Below are 14,073 nucleotides of genomic sequence, written 5' to 3' on the forward strand. Positions count from 1 at the left end.
CGCGGGACGACGTCCCGGGCGGTCAGGCGCCCTTGTCGGCGCGGACGGCGGCGTCGATGACGTGGGTGAGGCCGTCGCGGAGGCGCTCGAGCTCCCCGACGTCCATGCCCAGCCTGGCCACGATCTGCGCCGGGACCTTCAACGCCTCGACGCGCAGCGTCCGGCCCTGCTCGGTGAGGGTCACGGCCAGCGCCCGCTGGTCCTCGGGGAGGCGCCGGCGTTCCAGCAGACCCGCGGCCTCCAGCCGCTTCAGCAGCGGGGACAGCGTCGGCGGGTCGAGCTGCAGGGCCTCGCTGAGGTCCTTCACCGACATCGGTTCGCTGCCCCAGAGAGCCAGCATGACCAGGTACTGCGGGTGGGTCAGCCCCATCGGCTCCAGCACCGGCCGGTAGACCGACAAGACGGTCCGGGCGGCCACCACGAGCGCGAAGCAGACCTGTCGCTCCAGGGCGAGGGGGTCGGTCTCGAGCTCAGCGGTCATCGCGCCAGGTTACCCGTTCGCGCGTGAAACGTTCGCGCACGAGGGGTCAGGCGGCGGCGGGGAGGGGAACGAGGTCGAACCACACCGTCTTGCCCTCGGCGCCCTGGAGGTCGGTTCCCCAGGACTGCGCGAGCTGGTCGACGAGGGCGATGCCCCGGCCCCCGGTCGCGTGGTCGTCGACGTCCCGCAGGACGGGGGCGCTCGGCTCGCCGTCGTGGACGGCGACGTGCACGCCGCCGGTGGCGAGGTCCCGGTTCAGTTCGAGGCTGACCGGTCCGCGGCCGTGGCGGAGGGCGTTGGAGACCGTTTCGGTCACCAGCAGTTCGAGGACCGCGAGCTCGTGGTCGTCGCCGCGGCCGTCACCGCGGAGGAACTCGTCGGCGGCCCAGTGCCGGGCGGCGCCGACGGAGGACAACTCCGCGTCGAGTTCGAGCCGTGCCACGACTGCCTCCCTGGTCCGTCCGGACCTCAACCGTCCCGCGGGAGTGGCGCTGCGGCAACCCGAGCGTCACCCGATCGGCACGGGCGCTCCGAGGAGACCGAAGAGGTCCTTGGGGTCCTCGGGTCCGGCGATGAGGTCGATCGTCTCGGCGAAGGCGCTGTCGCGCACCGCGTCCCGGACGTAGGTCAACGCCGAGAAGTCCTCGATCGCGAAGCCCACGGAGTCGAAGACCGTGGTGCGGCTGCCCCGGCCGGCCCGTTCACCGCGGATGACCTGCCAGAGCTCGGTGACCGCGAAGTCGGCCGGCTGGTGCTGGATCTCACCCTCGACGCGGGTCTGCTCGGTGTGCTCGACGAAGACGTCGGCCGCCTGCAGGATGCGCGGGTCGAGCTCGGTCTTGCCGGGGCAGTCACCGCCGATGGCGTTGACGTGGACGCCGGGGGCGATGTCGTCGAGGTGCAGGACGGTGGCGTTCTGCTTGTCGGCCGTGCAGGTCGTCACGACCTGGGCCCCCCGGGCGGCCTCGGCGGCGCTGGCGCAGACCGTGATCTCGAAGCCGAGCGGGGCGAGGTTGCGGACGAACTTGCTCGTGGCGGCGGGGTCGACGTCGAAGACCCGCAACCGGTGGATGCCGAGCTGGGAGCGGATGCCGAGGGCCTGGAACTCCGCCTGCGACCCGGTCCCGATCATCGCCATCACCCCGTCGCGGGCCTCCGGCGGGGCGAGCCAGCGGGCGGCCAGCCCCGAGGTCGCGGCCGTGCGCAGCGCGGTCAGCAGCGTCATCTCGGCGAGGAAGGTCGGGTAGCCGGTGTAGACGTCGGCGAGCACGCCGAACGCGGTCACCGTCTGCAGACCGTGCGCGGGGTTGCCGGGGTGGCCGTTGACGTACTTGAACCCGTACTGCTCGCCGTCCGTGGTCGGCATGAGCTCGATGACCCCGACGGCGGAGTGCGCCGCGAGCCGGGGTGTCCGCTCGAAGTCCGGCCACCGCCGGAAGTCCCGCTCCAGGACGTCGACCATCCCGGCGATGACCGCCTCGGGTCCCGTCGAGCTGACCCACCGGGCCATGTTGCGCACGCTCACGAACTGCATGTCCCCCAGGCTAGGAACGGGGGCTGCTGCGGATCAACCGGCTGATCGCGCGATCTGCAGGTGGCAACTGCGCGGATCGGACCGGGTCCTGACGCACAACGCCTAGATTGCTCTCGTGCCCGAACTCGACGACCTCGACCGGCGACTGCTGGCCGCCCTGCGCACCGACGCCCGGGAACCCGCGGCGTCGCTGGCCCGGCGGCTCGGGGTGACCCGGGCGACGATCACCCACCGGATCGAGCGGCTGCAGACCAACGGGTCCATCCTCGGGTTCACCACCCGGGTCCGGGAGGGGGCTGAGGGCGACGTCCGGGCGATCTCGTTCATCGAGCTCGAGGGTCGCGCCACGGACCGGGTGATCCAGCGGCTGCGCGGCCTGCCCGAGATCGTCTCGCTGCACACGACGAACGGTGGTTGGGACCTCGTGGCCGAGATCCGCACGACGTCGCTGACCGAGTTCGACCGCGTGCTCGGCCGCATCCGCGGGGTCGACGGGGTGGTGAACTCCGAGACGAGCCTGCTGCTGTCGTCGGTGCTGATGTGAGCGTCAGCCCCCCGCGACCCGGCGCAGCAGCGCCCCGTGCCGCGGCGGCAGCTCCGTGGCCAGCGAGATCGAGGTGCTGGTGCGGACGACCCCCGGCACGCTGAACAACGACGTCGTGATGCGGTGCAGGTCGGAGGTGTCCCTGGCGACGATCTTCAGGAGCAGGTCCGCGTCGCCCGTCGTGGCGTGCATCTCGACCACCTCGGGGACCTCGCGGAGCGCGGCGACGGCCTCCGGTCCCGACGCCTGGCTCAGCGCCACGGACAGGAACGCGACCATCGGGTAGCCGAGCGCGACGGGATCGAGGCGGCGACTGAACTCCCCCAGCGCGCCGGCCGCGTTCATCCGGTGCAGCCGGGCGTGCACGGTGTTGCGGGCGACCCCGAGCTCACGGGCCAGGGACAGGACCGTCGCGTCCGGGTCGGCGTCCAGGGCGAGCAGGATCCGGGCGTCGAGCGGATCCAGGGCGGTGAAAGTCGTCACCTTGAGCACGATGCCACGATTCGCGGCCAGATGGTGCCATCGTGCTCAGCCACGGATGCGTCTGTTGCGCAGCCTCCACCGGGCCCCGAACCTGGGCGGGTGAGCACGATCATGAGCCCCCGGTCCACCGTGGCCGGACTTCCCGGCTACGTCGCCGGTCGCCGCGCGACCAGCGACCTGACCGCGGCGCTGGCCGCCAACGAGAGCCACTACCCGCCGCTGCCGTCGGTGCTGGACGTCGTGCTGTCCTCCGCCGCCACCCTGAACCGCTACCCCGACCCGACGTGCGAGGACCTGCGCGCAAGCCTGGCCACACACCTCGGCGCCCGGGCCGAGGAGATCGCCGTCGGTCCCGGCAGCGTCGGTGTCCTCGCCCAGGTCCTCGCCACCGTCTGCGACCCGGGCGACGAGGTCGTCTTCGCCTGGCGCTCCTTCGAGGCCTACCCGATCCTCACGACCCTGGCCGGGGCCCGGCCCGTCCCGGTTCCGCTGCGCGCCGACGAGAGGCACGACCTGGACGCCATGGCCGCCGCGATCACCCCCCGGACCCGGGCGGTCCTCGTCTGCTCGCCCAACAACCCGACCGGCGTGGGCATCTCCGCGGTCGAGTTCGAGGAGTTCCTGGGGAAGGTGCCCGCGGGGGTCCTGGTCGTCGTGGACGAGGCCTACGTCGAGTACGCCGACGGCACCGGCCCGGACAGCCTGCAGCTGCGACGCCGCTTCCCCGGCCTCTGCGTCCTGCGGACGTTCTCCAAGGCCTACGGACTCGCCGGCCTGCGCGTCGGCTACGCCGTCACGTCCCCGGAACTCGCCGAGGGACTGCGCCGGGTGGCCCTGCCCTTCGCGGTGAGCGCGCTCGCGCAGCGGGCCGCGATCACCTCCCTCGACGCGGCCGACGAGGTCCGCGACCGGGTGCGCGTGGTCACCCGTGAGCGGGCCCGGGTCACGGGCGAGCTGCGGGCCGCGGGTTTCACGGTTCCCGATTCGCAGGCGAACTTCGTCTGGCTGCGCGCCGACGACGCCCGGCGCGAGGAACTCGTCGAGGCGTTCGCCGCCGCCGACGTCCTGGTGCGGGGCTACGCCGGCGACGGGGTCCGGATCACCCTCGCCGATCCGGCGACGAACGACCGCGTGCTGGCGGTGCTGCGGTGAGCGCGCCGACGCTGACCGCGGCGCCACCGCACACGCTCGTCGAGGACGTCGCCGGGATCACCGTCGGGACGTTCCTCGCCTCCTTCGGGTTGTTCCTGCTGCACAGCACGTCCGCCGTGACCGGCGGGACCGCGGGGCTCAGCCTGCTGCTGAGCTACGCCGCGCCGATCCCCTTCGCCGTGCTCTTCCCGCTGGTGAACCTGCCGTTCTTCGTGGTGGCCCTGCGCACGCGCGGCTGGGCGTTCACGGTCCGCTCCCTCGTCGCGGTGGTCGCGGTGTCGGTGTTCTCCTCGATCCACGCGGCGGCCCTGCCGGACCTGGACGTCGCGCCGGTCTACGCGGTGCTGTTCGGGAACCTGGCCGCGGGCCTCGGGATCCTGGTGCTGTTCCGCCACCGGGCCAGTCTCGGGGGTTTCGGGATCCTGGCCCTGCTGCTGCAGGACCGGTTCGGCTGGCGCGCGGGGTACGTCCAGATGGCCCTCGACGTCGTCGTGGTGCTGGCCTCCCTCACGGTCGTCCCGCCCTCGGTGGTCGGGCTCTCCGCCCTCGGTGCGGTGGTGCTCAACCTCGTGCTGTCGATGAACCACCGCCCGGGGCGCTACCAGGGCTGAGTCCGGGCCCGGGTGGGTGCGAGACTCACGCGGTGAGGCGGAAGTTCAGCGTGCGGGACATCGCCGTGCAGGCGGGGCTGTCCGAGGCGACCGTGGACCGGGTCCTGCACGAGCGTCCGGGGGTGCGGGCCGGGACGGTGGAGCAGGTGCGCCGGGCCGTCGCCGACCTGGAGCTCCAGCAGTCGCAGGTGCGCCTCAGCGGTCGCACCGTGATGTTCGACGTCGTGATGTCCGCACCGCGTCGGTTCGCCGACGCCGTGCGCACCGCCCTCGAGGTCGAGCTGCCCACCCTGCGCCCCGCGACCGTGCGGGCCCGTTTCCACACCTCGCACGGCGCGGACGGGGACTGGGTCGCGGCCGAGCTGGACCGGGTGCTGCGCACCGGGTCCCACGGCGTCGTCCTGCAGTCACCGGACTCCCCCGCCGTCCGCGCCGCTGTGCAACGGCTCGCCGACGGGCAGGTCCCGGTGGTGACGCTGGCCAGCGACCTCCCGGGCAGCGCCCGTCGCGGGTACGTCGGTGCGGACAACCTCGGTGCCGGGGCGACGGCCGCCTACCTGCTGACGCAGTGGGCTCCGGACCCCGAGGACCCCGTCCTCGTCGTCCGCAGCCGGTTGGAGCAGGACAGCGAACGTCAACGCTCGCGGGGTTTCGAGGCGACCCTGGCGCAGTTGGAGGGTTCGGTGCGCACCGTCGTCGACGTCTACGACGACGACCTCGACCCGAGCGCCCTCGAGGACGCGGTCGCGAAGGTCCTCGAGGAACGGCCCGGGCTGCGCGCGGTGTACTCCATGTGCGCGGGGGCCGGGGGGAACGCCGGCGTGCTCCGGGGTTTCGAGCGCCGGGGTTCTCGCCCGCTGCCGTTCGTGGTGCACGACCTCGACGGCGAGAACGCCGACCTGCTGAGCCGCGGCGAGATCTCCGCCGTGCTGCACCACGACCTGCGCACCGATTGCGCCCAGGCCTGCAGGATGCTCCTGCAGGCCCCGTACACGCGTTCGGATCAGCGCAGTTCGGCCTCGACGATCCAGATCCTGACCCCCTTCAACGTCCCCGCGCAGGGACGGTGAGGATCAGCCGACGGTGCGCACGTCCTCGTCCTCGACGGTCACCGGCTTGAGCAGCAGCGACAACCCGCCGTAGGGCGCGAGCCAGACCCCGAAGCTCTTCAGGTCGTCGACCCAGCCGATCTCCGCACCCGACGTCATGTCGCACACCGGGACCCGCGGGGTGAAGTGCTCGGAGCGCACCGAACCCTCGATGGTCTCCTGCCCGAAGTTCAGCACCGTGACCTGCAGGACCTCCTGGCCGTCGTGGTCGGCGGGGTCGAGGGCGTGGACCATGACGAGCATGCTCGGGTGCGCGACGGCCGGGATGTCGATCTGGCGGGCCGTGGCGATCTTGTGGTCGCGACGGACGGTGAGGACCGCACTGAGCCGGTTCGCGAACGAGGCCTCGTCGGCCAGCTGTTCCGGCATCGTCCCGTAGAGCGAACGACCGACCGGGATCCCCGACGCCGACATCGTCGCCTCGGGAGCGACCCCCATGAGGTCGTGGGCGGCCCGTTCGATCCAGCGGGTGTCACCGGAGGACAGCAGGGGTTTCACGCTCTCGACGGGCAGCGGCAGCATGCCCATCAGGTCCCAGCCGGACAGCGCGAACACACCGGGCTGCCAGGCGTTGAACATCGCCATCAGCAGGTGGGCACGCTTGATCTGCTCCACGTCGTCGTCGGTGAGCTCGTCGAGGTCGCGGTGACCGCGGCTGGCCGCGATGACACTCGCACTCGTGCAGGCGATCCCGTTGGTGGTGAAGACCAGGTTGTACGGACCGGCGTCCCCGGTCAGCTTCTCGACGAGGTCGGCCCGCACCGTCTCCGCGAGGGTCGCACCGGTGATCTTGCCGCCGCGGTAGTCGTACTCGTCCTCGGCGTGCCGCGTGGCCCAGTGGACGAGTTCGTAGGTCAGCTCGTCGTGGTTCTGCAGGGCGTGCACGAGCGAGGCGGGGTCGACGCCGAGTTCGAGGGCCTGGCGCAGGCAGAGCCGGAGGAACTCGGTGTCCCCCGTCGCGACGGCGTGCTGGCAGCCGGGACGGGTGATGAAGTCGTAGGAGAGGTCCGCCCCCACCTCGGAGGTGTCGCGGATGTCCTCGATGGTGAGGTTCAGTTCCTGGAAGGTGAACCCGCCGACCTTGCGGACCATCCCGGCGATGAGGTGGTTCGCGGCCTCGGAGAGCGGGTGCCCCTCGGACCAGGCGGGCCCCTCGACGCTCTTCTCGACCCCGAGGAAACCGTTGGCGTCGAGGCGGAGCGCGCTCGTCCCGAGGTCGCCCAGGGAGTGCAGCGCGTCGCCGATGACGAGCTTCATCCCGGCGAAGCTCGGGTCGAGCCAGTTCACGGAGGGCTGACCCTGCTTGAAGTAGTGCAGGTACACCCAGCGGCGCACGATCCCATCGACACCCTCGACCTCACGGGTCGCGGACCAGTTCGTCTCCTTGATGCCCGGGGCGTAGAAGATGACGCGCTGGAGCTGGCCGATGATGAACCCCAGCTCGGACAGCGCCGCCTCGGCGGCGGCGTCGAGGTTCGCGGCGTCGTGCCCGGGAGCGACGTCGGGCAGCAGTTCCCAGTGCTCCCGCGGGATCTCCACCATGTGGTAGATCCCGGGGTAGTCCTGGAACGCCATCTCGGCGAGGCGGAAGTCGGCCCCCTTGCCGGTGTGGCCGGGGACGATGTCGTCGATGACGCTGCCGGAGTGCTCGGCCGCGACCTCGCACAGGTGGCGGAACTCCCCCTCGGTGCCGAACATCGGATCGATCTCGGTGGAGATGCGGTCGAAGTGGCCGTCGACGCTGGGCGTCTGACGCCAGCCGTCGAGCCCGCCCGCGGACTTCACGGGCCCGGTGTGGACGGCCTCGATGCCGATGTGCTGAAACGCCCGCCAGAGCTCCGGGTCGCCGAGCGAGCCGAGGAAGGACCGGCCCTGGCGGGTGATGAGCGAGATCGGGTACGCGGTGAACCAGACCGCGGCGGTGTCGACCGCGCGCCGGGGGTCGGGCTTGGCGTACGGGTTCTGCCACATGCTGGCCTGGCCGGAGAACTGGCGGCTGATCTTCTGCGCGTCGGCGAGCATCGACTGCACGAGCAGCCACCGGACGTACTCCGGGTTGCTGCCGTCGGCGGGACCCTCCCCGGCCGCCGGCTTCGGCGGCGCATCGGTCCCGCGCAGGCGGGCCTGCGGACGAGGCCGGCGCAGCGCCCGGGGACGCGCCTCGTAGCGCTGCTCGTCGTAGGTGATCTCGCTCGGCTCGTGCTCGGCCGCCTCCACCGTCACCGCGGGTGCCTGGACACCGTCATCGACCGTGCTGCCGACCTCGTTCACGAACCCTCCTCCGTACTGCCTGCCGATCTGTGGGCTCACCCCACCACAGACGGCGCGCCTTCTCGACCGGAGGGCCCCATCTGTCCGGCTAGATAGTAACGATTCTCAGTTGTGTTAGCTTCGTGGTCGTTCACAGCCCCCGACCAGGTTGGACAAGTCACCGTGCGCCGCAGCCCCTTCCTCGCCCTCCCGCTGTCCCTGACCCTGCTCACCGGGTGCGGAGGGGGTGCCGCCGAGGAACCCGCCGCCCCCGCCGAGCCCTCGTACGCGAAGACCGAGGTGGCCGCCGCGGCCCCACGGGTCGCGATCAGCTACGACGGCGGGGTCCAGGTCCTCGACGGCTCGACGCTGGAGGTCCTCGCCGACGTGCCCTACGACGGCTTCACCCGCCTCAACCCCGCCGGCGACGGTCGGCACCTGGTGGTGTCCGGGACCCGGGACGGGGTCAGCGGCTTCCACGTCCTCGACACGGGCGCCTGGAGCGAACCGCACGGGGACCACTCGCACTTCTGGACGACGCAGCCGCACGACACCGGCGTCGTCTTCCCCGCCGAGGAGCCGGGCCACGTCGTCGCCCACGCCGGACGCACGGTCCTCTTCGACGACGGCACCGGCCACGTCGTGTCCTTCGACAGCGAGGACATCGCCGACGCCCCCGAGACCCGGGAGTTCGACACCCCGCACCCCCACCACGGTGTCGCGGTCGAACTCTCCGACGGGCACGTCGTCGTCTCCGAGGGCGACGAGGAGGGACGGACCGGGATCCGCGTGCTCGACGCCGCGAACGCCGAGGTCGCCGCCTCGGACGAGTGCCCCGCCGTCCACGGCGAGACGGTCGCCGCTGACGAGACCGTCGTCATCGGGTGCAGCGACGGGGTGCTCGTCCACCGCGACGGCGTCACCACCAAGGTCGCCAGCCCCGACGCGTTCGGACGCATCGGCAACCAGTTCGGCACCGAGGACTCCCCGATCGTCCTCGGTGACTACAAGACCGACCCCGACGCCGAGGTCGAACTCACGACCCGCGTCTCCCTGGTCGACACGACGACGGGGCGACTGCGCCTCGTCGACCTCCCCAGTTCGTACTGGTACCGCTCGCTGGGTCGCGGCGAGAACGGCGAAGGGGTCGTCCTCGGCACCGACGGGGCGCTGCACCTCATCGACACCGCGGCGGGCGCCGTCGTCCGCTCCACCCCCGTCGTCGGTGCGTGGGAGGTCGAGGAGGACTGGCAGAGCCCGCAGCCGCAGGTGTTCACCCTGGACGGGACCGCCTACGTGAGCGACCCCGCGACGCGGTCGGTGCACGCCGTCGACATCGCGACCGGCGAGGTCTTCCGCAGCGCCGCGTTGAGCGTGACGCCCAACGAGCTCAAGGGCGTGCCCGGCGAGGCCGCCGCGTGAGGTTCCTCCTCGTCCTGGTCCTCCTCCTCCTCGCCGGCTGCTCCCCCGCCGCCGGCCAGGAGGAGGGCCTGACGGTGGTGACGAGTTCGCACCCGCTGGAGTTCGTGGCCACCGCGGTGGCCGGGGACCGCGCGGCCGTGACGAACCTGGTGGCCCCCGGCGCCGACAGCCACGACGCGGACGTGTCGACCCGGCAGCTGGCCACGCTCGTCGACGCCGACGTCGTCGTGCACCTCTCGACCCTGCAGCCCGCCGTGGACGACGTCCTGGCGTCGCGACCGCCGGAGCACCTGGTGGACGCGGCCCGCTACGCCGACCTCGAGGACGACCCGCACTTCTGGCTCGACCCGACGCGACTGGCCCGGGTCGGGCACGACGTCGCGGCCGAACTGTCGGCCGTCGATCCCGCGGGGGCCGACGACTACCGCGCGGGGGCCGCCCGCCTCGACTCCCGGCTGGGTGACCTCGACGCCCGGTACCGCGACGCGCTCGCCGGGTGCGCGGGCGCGGCCCTGGTCACCTCGCACGAGGCGTTCGGCTACCTCGCCCAGCGCTACGACCTGCGCCAGATCGGGATCGCCGGTGTCGACCCGTCCGTGGAACCCTCCCCGGCCCGGCTGCGCGACGTCGTGCGGGTGGTGCGCGAGAACCCCGTCGAGACGATCTTCTTCGAGGCGAGCGCGAACCCCGCCGTCGCCGAACTGCTGGCCACTGAACTCGGGGTGGCGACCGCCGTGCTGCACCCCGTGGAACGCGTCGAGGCGGACCAGGACTACCTGTCGTTGATGGAGGAGAACCTCAGGGCGCTGTCGTCGGGCCTGGACTGCTGAGGGTTCACGTCCAGTCGAAGTACCCGATGCGCCAGAACATCCACTCCAGCCAGAGCCGGAGCCAGGAGGGTTCGACGTAGCACCCGAGCGCCCGGACGGCGGCGTGCAGGTCGTCGTCGCCGAGGGCGAGGAGTTCCGCGCCCTCGGCGGCGAGGCGTTCGAGGTGCTCGCCGGACTCCTCCCGGAGCATCCGGTACTGCATCGCGGACGGATCCTGGTCGCCCACCGCGGCGAGACTGAACCACCCCCCCAGGAGCGAGGTGAGCACCGGCCACCGGGCGCGCCACTGCGCCCCACGGAACTCGTCCTCCGGATCGGCCGCGTGCACGCCGATCACCCGGGTTCGACCGCTCCGCTCGAGCACCACGCCGACCCGGGTGGTCACGGTCTCGTCGAACCTCCGGTTGCTGTCGTGTTCTCCCGCGCTCACCGTTCCGACGGGCCGGCCCACGTCGAGGACGAGGTAGTCCCGCCGCGACACGCCTCCGGGTACGGACAGCTTCGCCATCGCCCGACGCAGGCCGTCTCGGGCCGCGGCATCCAGCTCCCCGTACCGGATCTGCCAGTTCTCGGCGTACCTCGGCACGTCGGCCACCGTGGTCGGGTCGTCGACGAGTTCCGTGAGCCGCTCGTCCACCCAGTTCGCCCAGCGGACCCAGGAGTTCCCCTCGGGTGGGTCGACGAACAGCACCCCCGCGACGTCCTGCATGACGGTGACGAAGTCCTCCCGGTGGCCGAGGGCGACGATGGAGCGCCACCAGTCGAGCTGGTCGGCGAAGTCGACTCCGCGCCCTCCGAGCGCCCGCTCCAGGGGGTGACGGAGGCAGAGGCTCGAACCCGTCAGTCCGATGAAGGCACTCTTGAGGGGGTAGGGCTCGACGCGACGTCGGGGTACGCCGTCAGGATGAACCACGATCCGTCTCCTGCCTGTTCGAGAACGATGACGACTTCGGAAACCGGAACCTCCACGGGCTTCCCGTGGGGATCGAGGGTCCAGACGACCCCGACGTCCGCCGCGGCCGGAGCCCGGACGGTGTACCTCTCCTCACCCTGACCGACAGCCCGGTCGACGTCGGCCGAGCGCTCACGCAGCGCCTCACCGATGACCTTCTCCGCCGTGGCCTCGTCGGTCCAGCGGGACGCACGGGGCGGGGGCCTCCTGAGTCTGCCACCTTCCACCACCCCCGTCCGCAACCGGTTCCGCAGGAACTCGTCGTCCACGTCCACGTGCCGCGCCACCGTGTGCGCGTCCCGGAAGACCTCGTTGCGGCCGAGGTCCACCCCGGCGAACAGTTCGTCCACCGTCTGCGGCAGGGGGTTCCCGTCCGCGTCCAGGTACTTCGCCCACCGGTGGCCGTCCGGCAGCACCTTGCCCAGCCGACCCGTGCTGCGGGTGGCGCCCCGGCCGACGACCGCCATCCCCAGGCTCGCCGCGCCCGCGCCGTAGCGACCCTGCGACCAGTCGTCCCAGTCCACGGCGTCGGCGAGGGTCTCGACGGGGTGCTGCGCGGCGTCGAGGGCGGCCCCGGGAACCTGCTTCCAGGTCGAGACCCAGCCCGGTCGGTCCCAGGCCCAGCCCAGCGCCGTGAACGCGGCGTCCCGCCCCGCCGAGACGACCGTCGACACGGCGTCGTCGACGTGCTCGCCGAGGCGGCGGGGGCGGTCGGAGACCTGGTCCAGGACCGAGAACATCCGGGTCGCGAACTCCGCGGAGACGTCGTCGAACTCCGCGAGCACCCGTTCCCGACTCGCCTGCCAGCGTTCGAGTTCCGCCCAGTCGACCTGCGTGGCCGCCGGATCCACCAGGGTGGAGTCCAGCCGGCGCCGGACCGCTCCGATGTCGTCGTCGATCCCCGCGAGTTTCGCCTTCAGCATCCGCAACTGCAGGGCGTGACCCTCGATCAGGGTCGCGCCGGCGGTGGCCGTCCAGGACAACGTGTCCAACTGGGCCTGCAACTCCAGGACCCGCTCGCCGTAACCGTCGCGCGCGACGCCGTACCAGCCCCCCAGGGCGGACACACCCGACCCGACGTGCCCCGCGATGGCCGCGGTGGCCACGGCGGCGTGCCGCGCGGAGGTGGCCGCGGCGTCGGCGGCTCCCGGCGACAACGTCGACAACTCGTCCACCCGAACCCCTCCTCCCGGTCACTACTGACGTGGGAGGAAACTAACCCGGACTCGCGGAACGCCCCGGAGTTCGTCCACAGGGCACGCAGCGTCGTCAGCGGTTCGCGGCCGCGACGCCGAGGAGGTCGCGGGCGGGGCCCGGTGGCATCCGGGCGGCGCCGGTCCAGACGGCCCTCAACGTCCGTCCGAGGTCGAGACCCCCCACGGGGACGGCCTGCAACCGACCGGCCTCGAGGTCGTCGGCGACGGCCAGGCGACTGAGGACGGCGACACCGGCGCCCGCGCGCACGGCTTCGCGCACGCCGGTGGCGGTCGTGAGCACCACCGCGGGCGGCACCAGGCCGTGCCCGACCGCGGCCAGCGCGTTCTCGAGGACCTCACGGGTCCCCGACCCGGTCTCCCGGGACACCAGGGCGGTGGCGGCGAGTTCCCCGGGGGTGACCACCCGGCGGCGACGGGTCCAGGGGTGGCCCGGGGAGACCACCACGACGAGGTGGTCCTGCGCGAGGGGACGGCTGCGGAAACCCTTCGGGACGGCGGCCCCCTCGACGAAACCCAGGTCGACGTCGCCGCGTTCGAGGGCGGCGAGGACCCGCACGCTGTTGGTCGCGGTGAGTTCCACCGCGGGCGGCACCGACCCGGCGGTGGTGGCGCGGTGGCGCAGCACGAGCAACCAGCGCGGGACGAGGTGCTCGGCGATCGTCATGCTCGAGGCGACCCGCAGCCGGGCGGCGCTGTCGGTGCGCAGGGTCGCGATGCCCTCGGCGACCTCGGTGGCGGTGTCGAGCAGTCGCGTGGCCCAGCCGGCCAGCACCGTCCCGGCCTCGGTGGGGACCGATCCCTGCCGGCTGCGGTGCAGGAGGGCGACGCCCACCTGGGACTCCACCCCGCGCAGGCGGTCGGAGGCCGCCTGCTGGGTGATCCCGACGCTGCGGGCGCCCGCGCCGATCGACCCGGTCTCGACGACGGCCACGAACAACCGCAGCGACGTGAGGTCGGGAACGCGGTCCAGGGGCACCCCGGCAGCGTAGGCGGGAGGAGCAGCGAGGATGGCGGGGTGAGTCCCACCCCGGCCGACCCCGCGCACCTGCTCCGTCTCGTCACGAACGCGGTGGACGCGGTCGCCCGCGCCGACGCGGACGACTTCGCCGCCGCCGGGACCGCGCTGGCCGGCTTCGACGCCGACCAGGCGCGGATCGTCCTGGGGTGGGTGCTGCGCCAGACGTTGGAGGAGCAGCACCCGGACGGGCTCGACGCCGACGACGTGCGCGACGCGGTCACCACCACCGCGGGGACGGCGACCTGGTTCACGGAACTGGACCCCCGGATCCTCGTCGTCGTCCTGACCGCCGCCCTGGGCGAGCACCCGGACCCGGAGGAGATCCCCCGCCTCGGTCACGCGCTGGTCCTGCAGCACTCGGTGCTGCTGGTCCACGAGCTCGTGACGGCCGGTGCGATCCCGTTGCGGCGCCGGATCGACGCGGCGCTGGCGGAGGTCCGCCGCGCCGAGACGATGGAGATGCCCTGAGC

General features: G+C 72.5%; 15 protein-coding genes. 7 read left to right on the forward strand and 8 right to left on the reverse strand.

Features of this window, described 5'->3' with window-relative positions; genetic code table 11:
- Nucleotides 1-22 precede the first annotated feature (22 nt).
- The 3 genes from SJY07_RS06570 to SJY07_RS06580 form a co-directional block, all read right to left on the reverse strand.
- Complete coding sequence (locus SJY07_RS06570; RefSeq protein WP_380157874.1) at nucleotides 23-481, reverse strand: MarR family winged helix-turn-helix transcriptional regulator; 459 nt, start codon at nucleotides 479-481, stop codon at nucleotides 23-25.
- A 46-nt stretch (nucleotides 482-527) separates the two neighbouring features.
- Nucleotides 528-923, reverse strand: coding sequence for an ATP-binding protein (locus SJY07_RS06575; protein ID WP_380157876.1), 396 nt, complete (start codon nucleotides 921-923; stop codon nucleotides 528-530).
- A gap of 66 nt (nucleotides 924-989) precedes the next feature.
- Complete coding sequence (locus SJY07_RS06580; RefSeq protein ID WP_380157878.1) at nucleotides 990-2,015, reverse strand: ornithine cyclodeaminase; 1,026 nt, start codon at nucleotides 2,013-2,015, stop codon at nucleotides 990-992.
- A gap of 115 nt (nucleotides 2,016-2,130) precedes the next feature.
- Here SJY07_RS06580 and SJY07_RS06585 point away from each other — a divergent pair, with 115 nt between their 5' ends.
- Complete coding sequence (locus SJY07_RS06585; protein ID WP_328295048.1) at nucleotides 2,131-2,559, forward strand: Lrp/AsnC family transcriptional regulator; 429 nt, start codon at nucleotides 2,131-2,133, stop codon at nucleotides 2,557-2,559.
- Nucleotides 2,560-2,562: 3 nt separating this feature from the next.
- Here SJY07_RS06585 and SJY07_RS06590 read toward each other — a convergent pair whose 3' ends face one another.
- On the reverse strand, nucleotides 2,563-3,042 hold the full coding sequence (locus tag SJY07_RS06590; protein ID WP_380157880.1) for an Lrp/AsnC family transcriptional regulator: 480 nt from the start codon (nucleotides 3,040-3,042) through the stop codon (nucleotides 2,563-2,565).
- A 111-nt stretch (nucleotides 3,043-3,153) separates the two neighbouring features.
- Between SJY07_RS06590 and hisC the strand changes: the two genes are divergently transcribed.
- Genes hisC through SJY07_RS06605 form a run of 3 tightly spaced genes read left to right on the forward strand, consistent with a single transcriptional unit; the run spans nucleotide 3,154 to nucleotide 5,875 of the window.
- The gene (gene hisC / locus SJY07_RS06595; protein WP_380162194.1) at nucleotides 3,154-4,194 is read left to right on the forward strand and encodes a histidinol-phosphate transaminase; all 1,041 of its coding nucleotides are present in this window, start codon (nucleotides 3,154-3,156) and stop codon (nucleotides 4,192-4,194) included.
- Entirely contained in the window at nucleotides 4,191-4,805 is a 615-nt protein-coding gene (locus SJY07_RS06600; protein ID WP_380157882.1) for a YitT family protein, read from the forward strand. The genes hisC and SJY07_RS06600 overlap by 4 nt, the downstream gene beginning before the upstream one ends.
- Before the next feature lie 32 nt (nucleotides 4,806-4,837).
- Entirely contained in the window at nucleotides 4,838-5,875 is a 1,038-nt protein-coding gene (locus SJY07_RS06605) for a LacI family DNA-binding transcriptional regulator (protein WP_380157884.1), read from the forward strand.
- A gap of 3 nt (nucleotides 5,876-5,878) precedes the next feature.
- On the opposite strand, the gene treS is transcribed toward SJY07_RS06605, so the two are convergent.
- Nucleotides 5,879-8,185 (reverse strand): maltose alpha-D-glucosyltransferase, encoded by a 2,307-nt coding sequence (gene treS, locus SJY07_RS06610; RefSeq protein ID WP_380157886.1) that lies wholly within the window; start codon nucleotides 8,183-8,185, stop codon nucleotides 5,879-5,881.
- 162 nt (nucleotides 8,186-8,347) lie between these two features.
- Between treS and aztD the strand changes: the two genes are divergently transcribed.
- Both aztD and SJY07_RS06620 read left to right on the forward strand, forming a co-directional pair.
- Complete coding sequence (gene aztD, locus SJY07_RS06615; protein WP_380157888.1) at nucleotides 8,348-9,586, forward strand: zinc metallochaperone AztD; 1,239 nt, start codon at nucleotides 8,348-8,350, stop codon at nucleotides 9,584-9,586.
- On the forward strand, nucleotides 9,583-10,416 hold the full coding sequence (locus tag SJY07_RS06620) for a metal ABC transporter substrate-binding protein (protein ID WP_380157890.1): 834 nt from the start codon (nucleotides 9,583-9,585) through the stop codon (nucleotides 10,414-10,416). Before aztD ends, SJY07_RS06620 begins: the two co-directional genes overlap by 4 nt.
- 4 nt (nucleotides 10,417-10,420) lie before the next feature.
- Here SJY07_RS06620 and SJY07_RS06625 read toward each other — a convergent pair whose 3' ends face one another.
- From SJY07_RS06625 to SJY07_RS06635, 3 genes are all read right to left on the reverse strand, one after another.
- Nucleotides 10,421-11,329, reverse strand: a complete 909-nt coding sequence (locus SJY07_RS06625) for a hypothetical protein (RefSeq protein WP_380157892.1) — start codon at nucleotides 11,327-11,329, stop codon at nucleotides 10,421-10,423.
- Nucleotides 11,257-12,543 (reverse strand): RNase A-like domain-containing protein, encoded by a 1,287-nt coding sequence (locus SJY07_RS06630; protein WP_380157894.1) that lies wholly within the window; start codon nucleotides 12,541-12,543, stop codon nucleotides 11,257-11,259. The genes SJY07_RS06625 and SJY07_RS06630 overlap by 73 nt, the downstream gene beginning before the upstream one ends.
- A gap of 94 nt (nucleotides 12,544-12,637) precedes the next feature.
- On the reverse strand, nucleotides 12,638-13,561 hold the full coding sequence (locus SJY07_RS06635; protein WP_380157896.1) for a LysR family transcriptional regulator: 924 nt from the start codon (nucleotides 13,559-13,561) through the stop codon (nucleotides 12,638-12,640).
- A gap of 39 nt (nucleotides 13,562-13,600) precedes the next feature.
- On the opposite strand from SJY07_RS06635, the gene SJY07_RS06640 reads away from it, so the two are divergent.
- On the forward strand, nucleotides 13,601-14,071 hold the full coding sequence (locus tag SJY07_RS06640) for a hypothetical protein (protein WP_380157900.1): 471 nt from the start codon (nucleotides 13,601-13,603) through the stop codon (nucleotides 14,069-14,071).
- The last annotated feature ends 2 nt before the right edge of the window (nucleotides 14,072-14,073 follow it).

The organism is Kineococcus sp. R86509, assembly GCF_042466365.1.
Classification (GTDB): domain Bacteria; phylum Actinomycetota; class Actinomycetes; order Actinomycetales; family Kineococcaceae; genus Kineococcus.

Bases quoted from the DNA above. Each gene is read 5' to 3' on its own strand.
- SJY07_RS06570 (WP_380157874.1), bottom strand. From the start codon at position 481: ATGACCGCTGAGCTCGAGACCGACCCCCTCGCCCTGGAGCGACAGGTC.
- SJY07_RS06580 (WP_380157878.1), bottom strand. From the start codon at position 2,015: ATGCAGTTCGTGAGCGTGCGCAACATGGCCCGGTGGGTCAGCTCGACG.
- hisC (WP_380162194.1), top strand. From the start codon at position 3,154: ATGAGCCCCCGGTCCACCGTGGCCGGACTTCCCGGCTACGTCGCCGGT.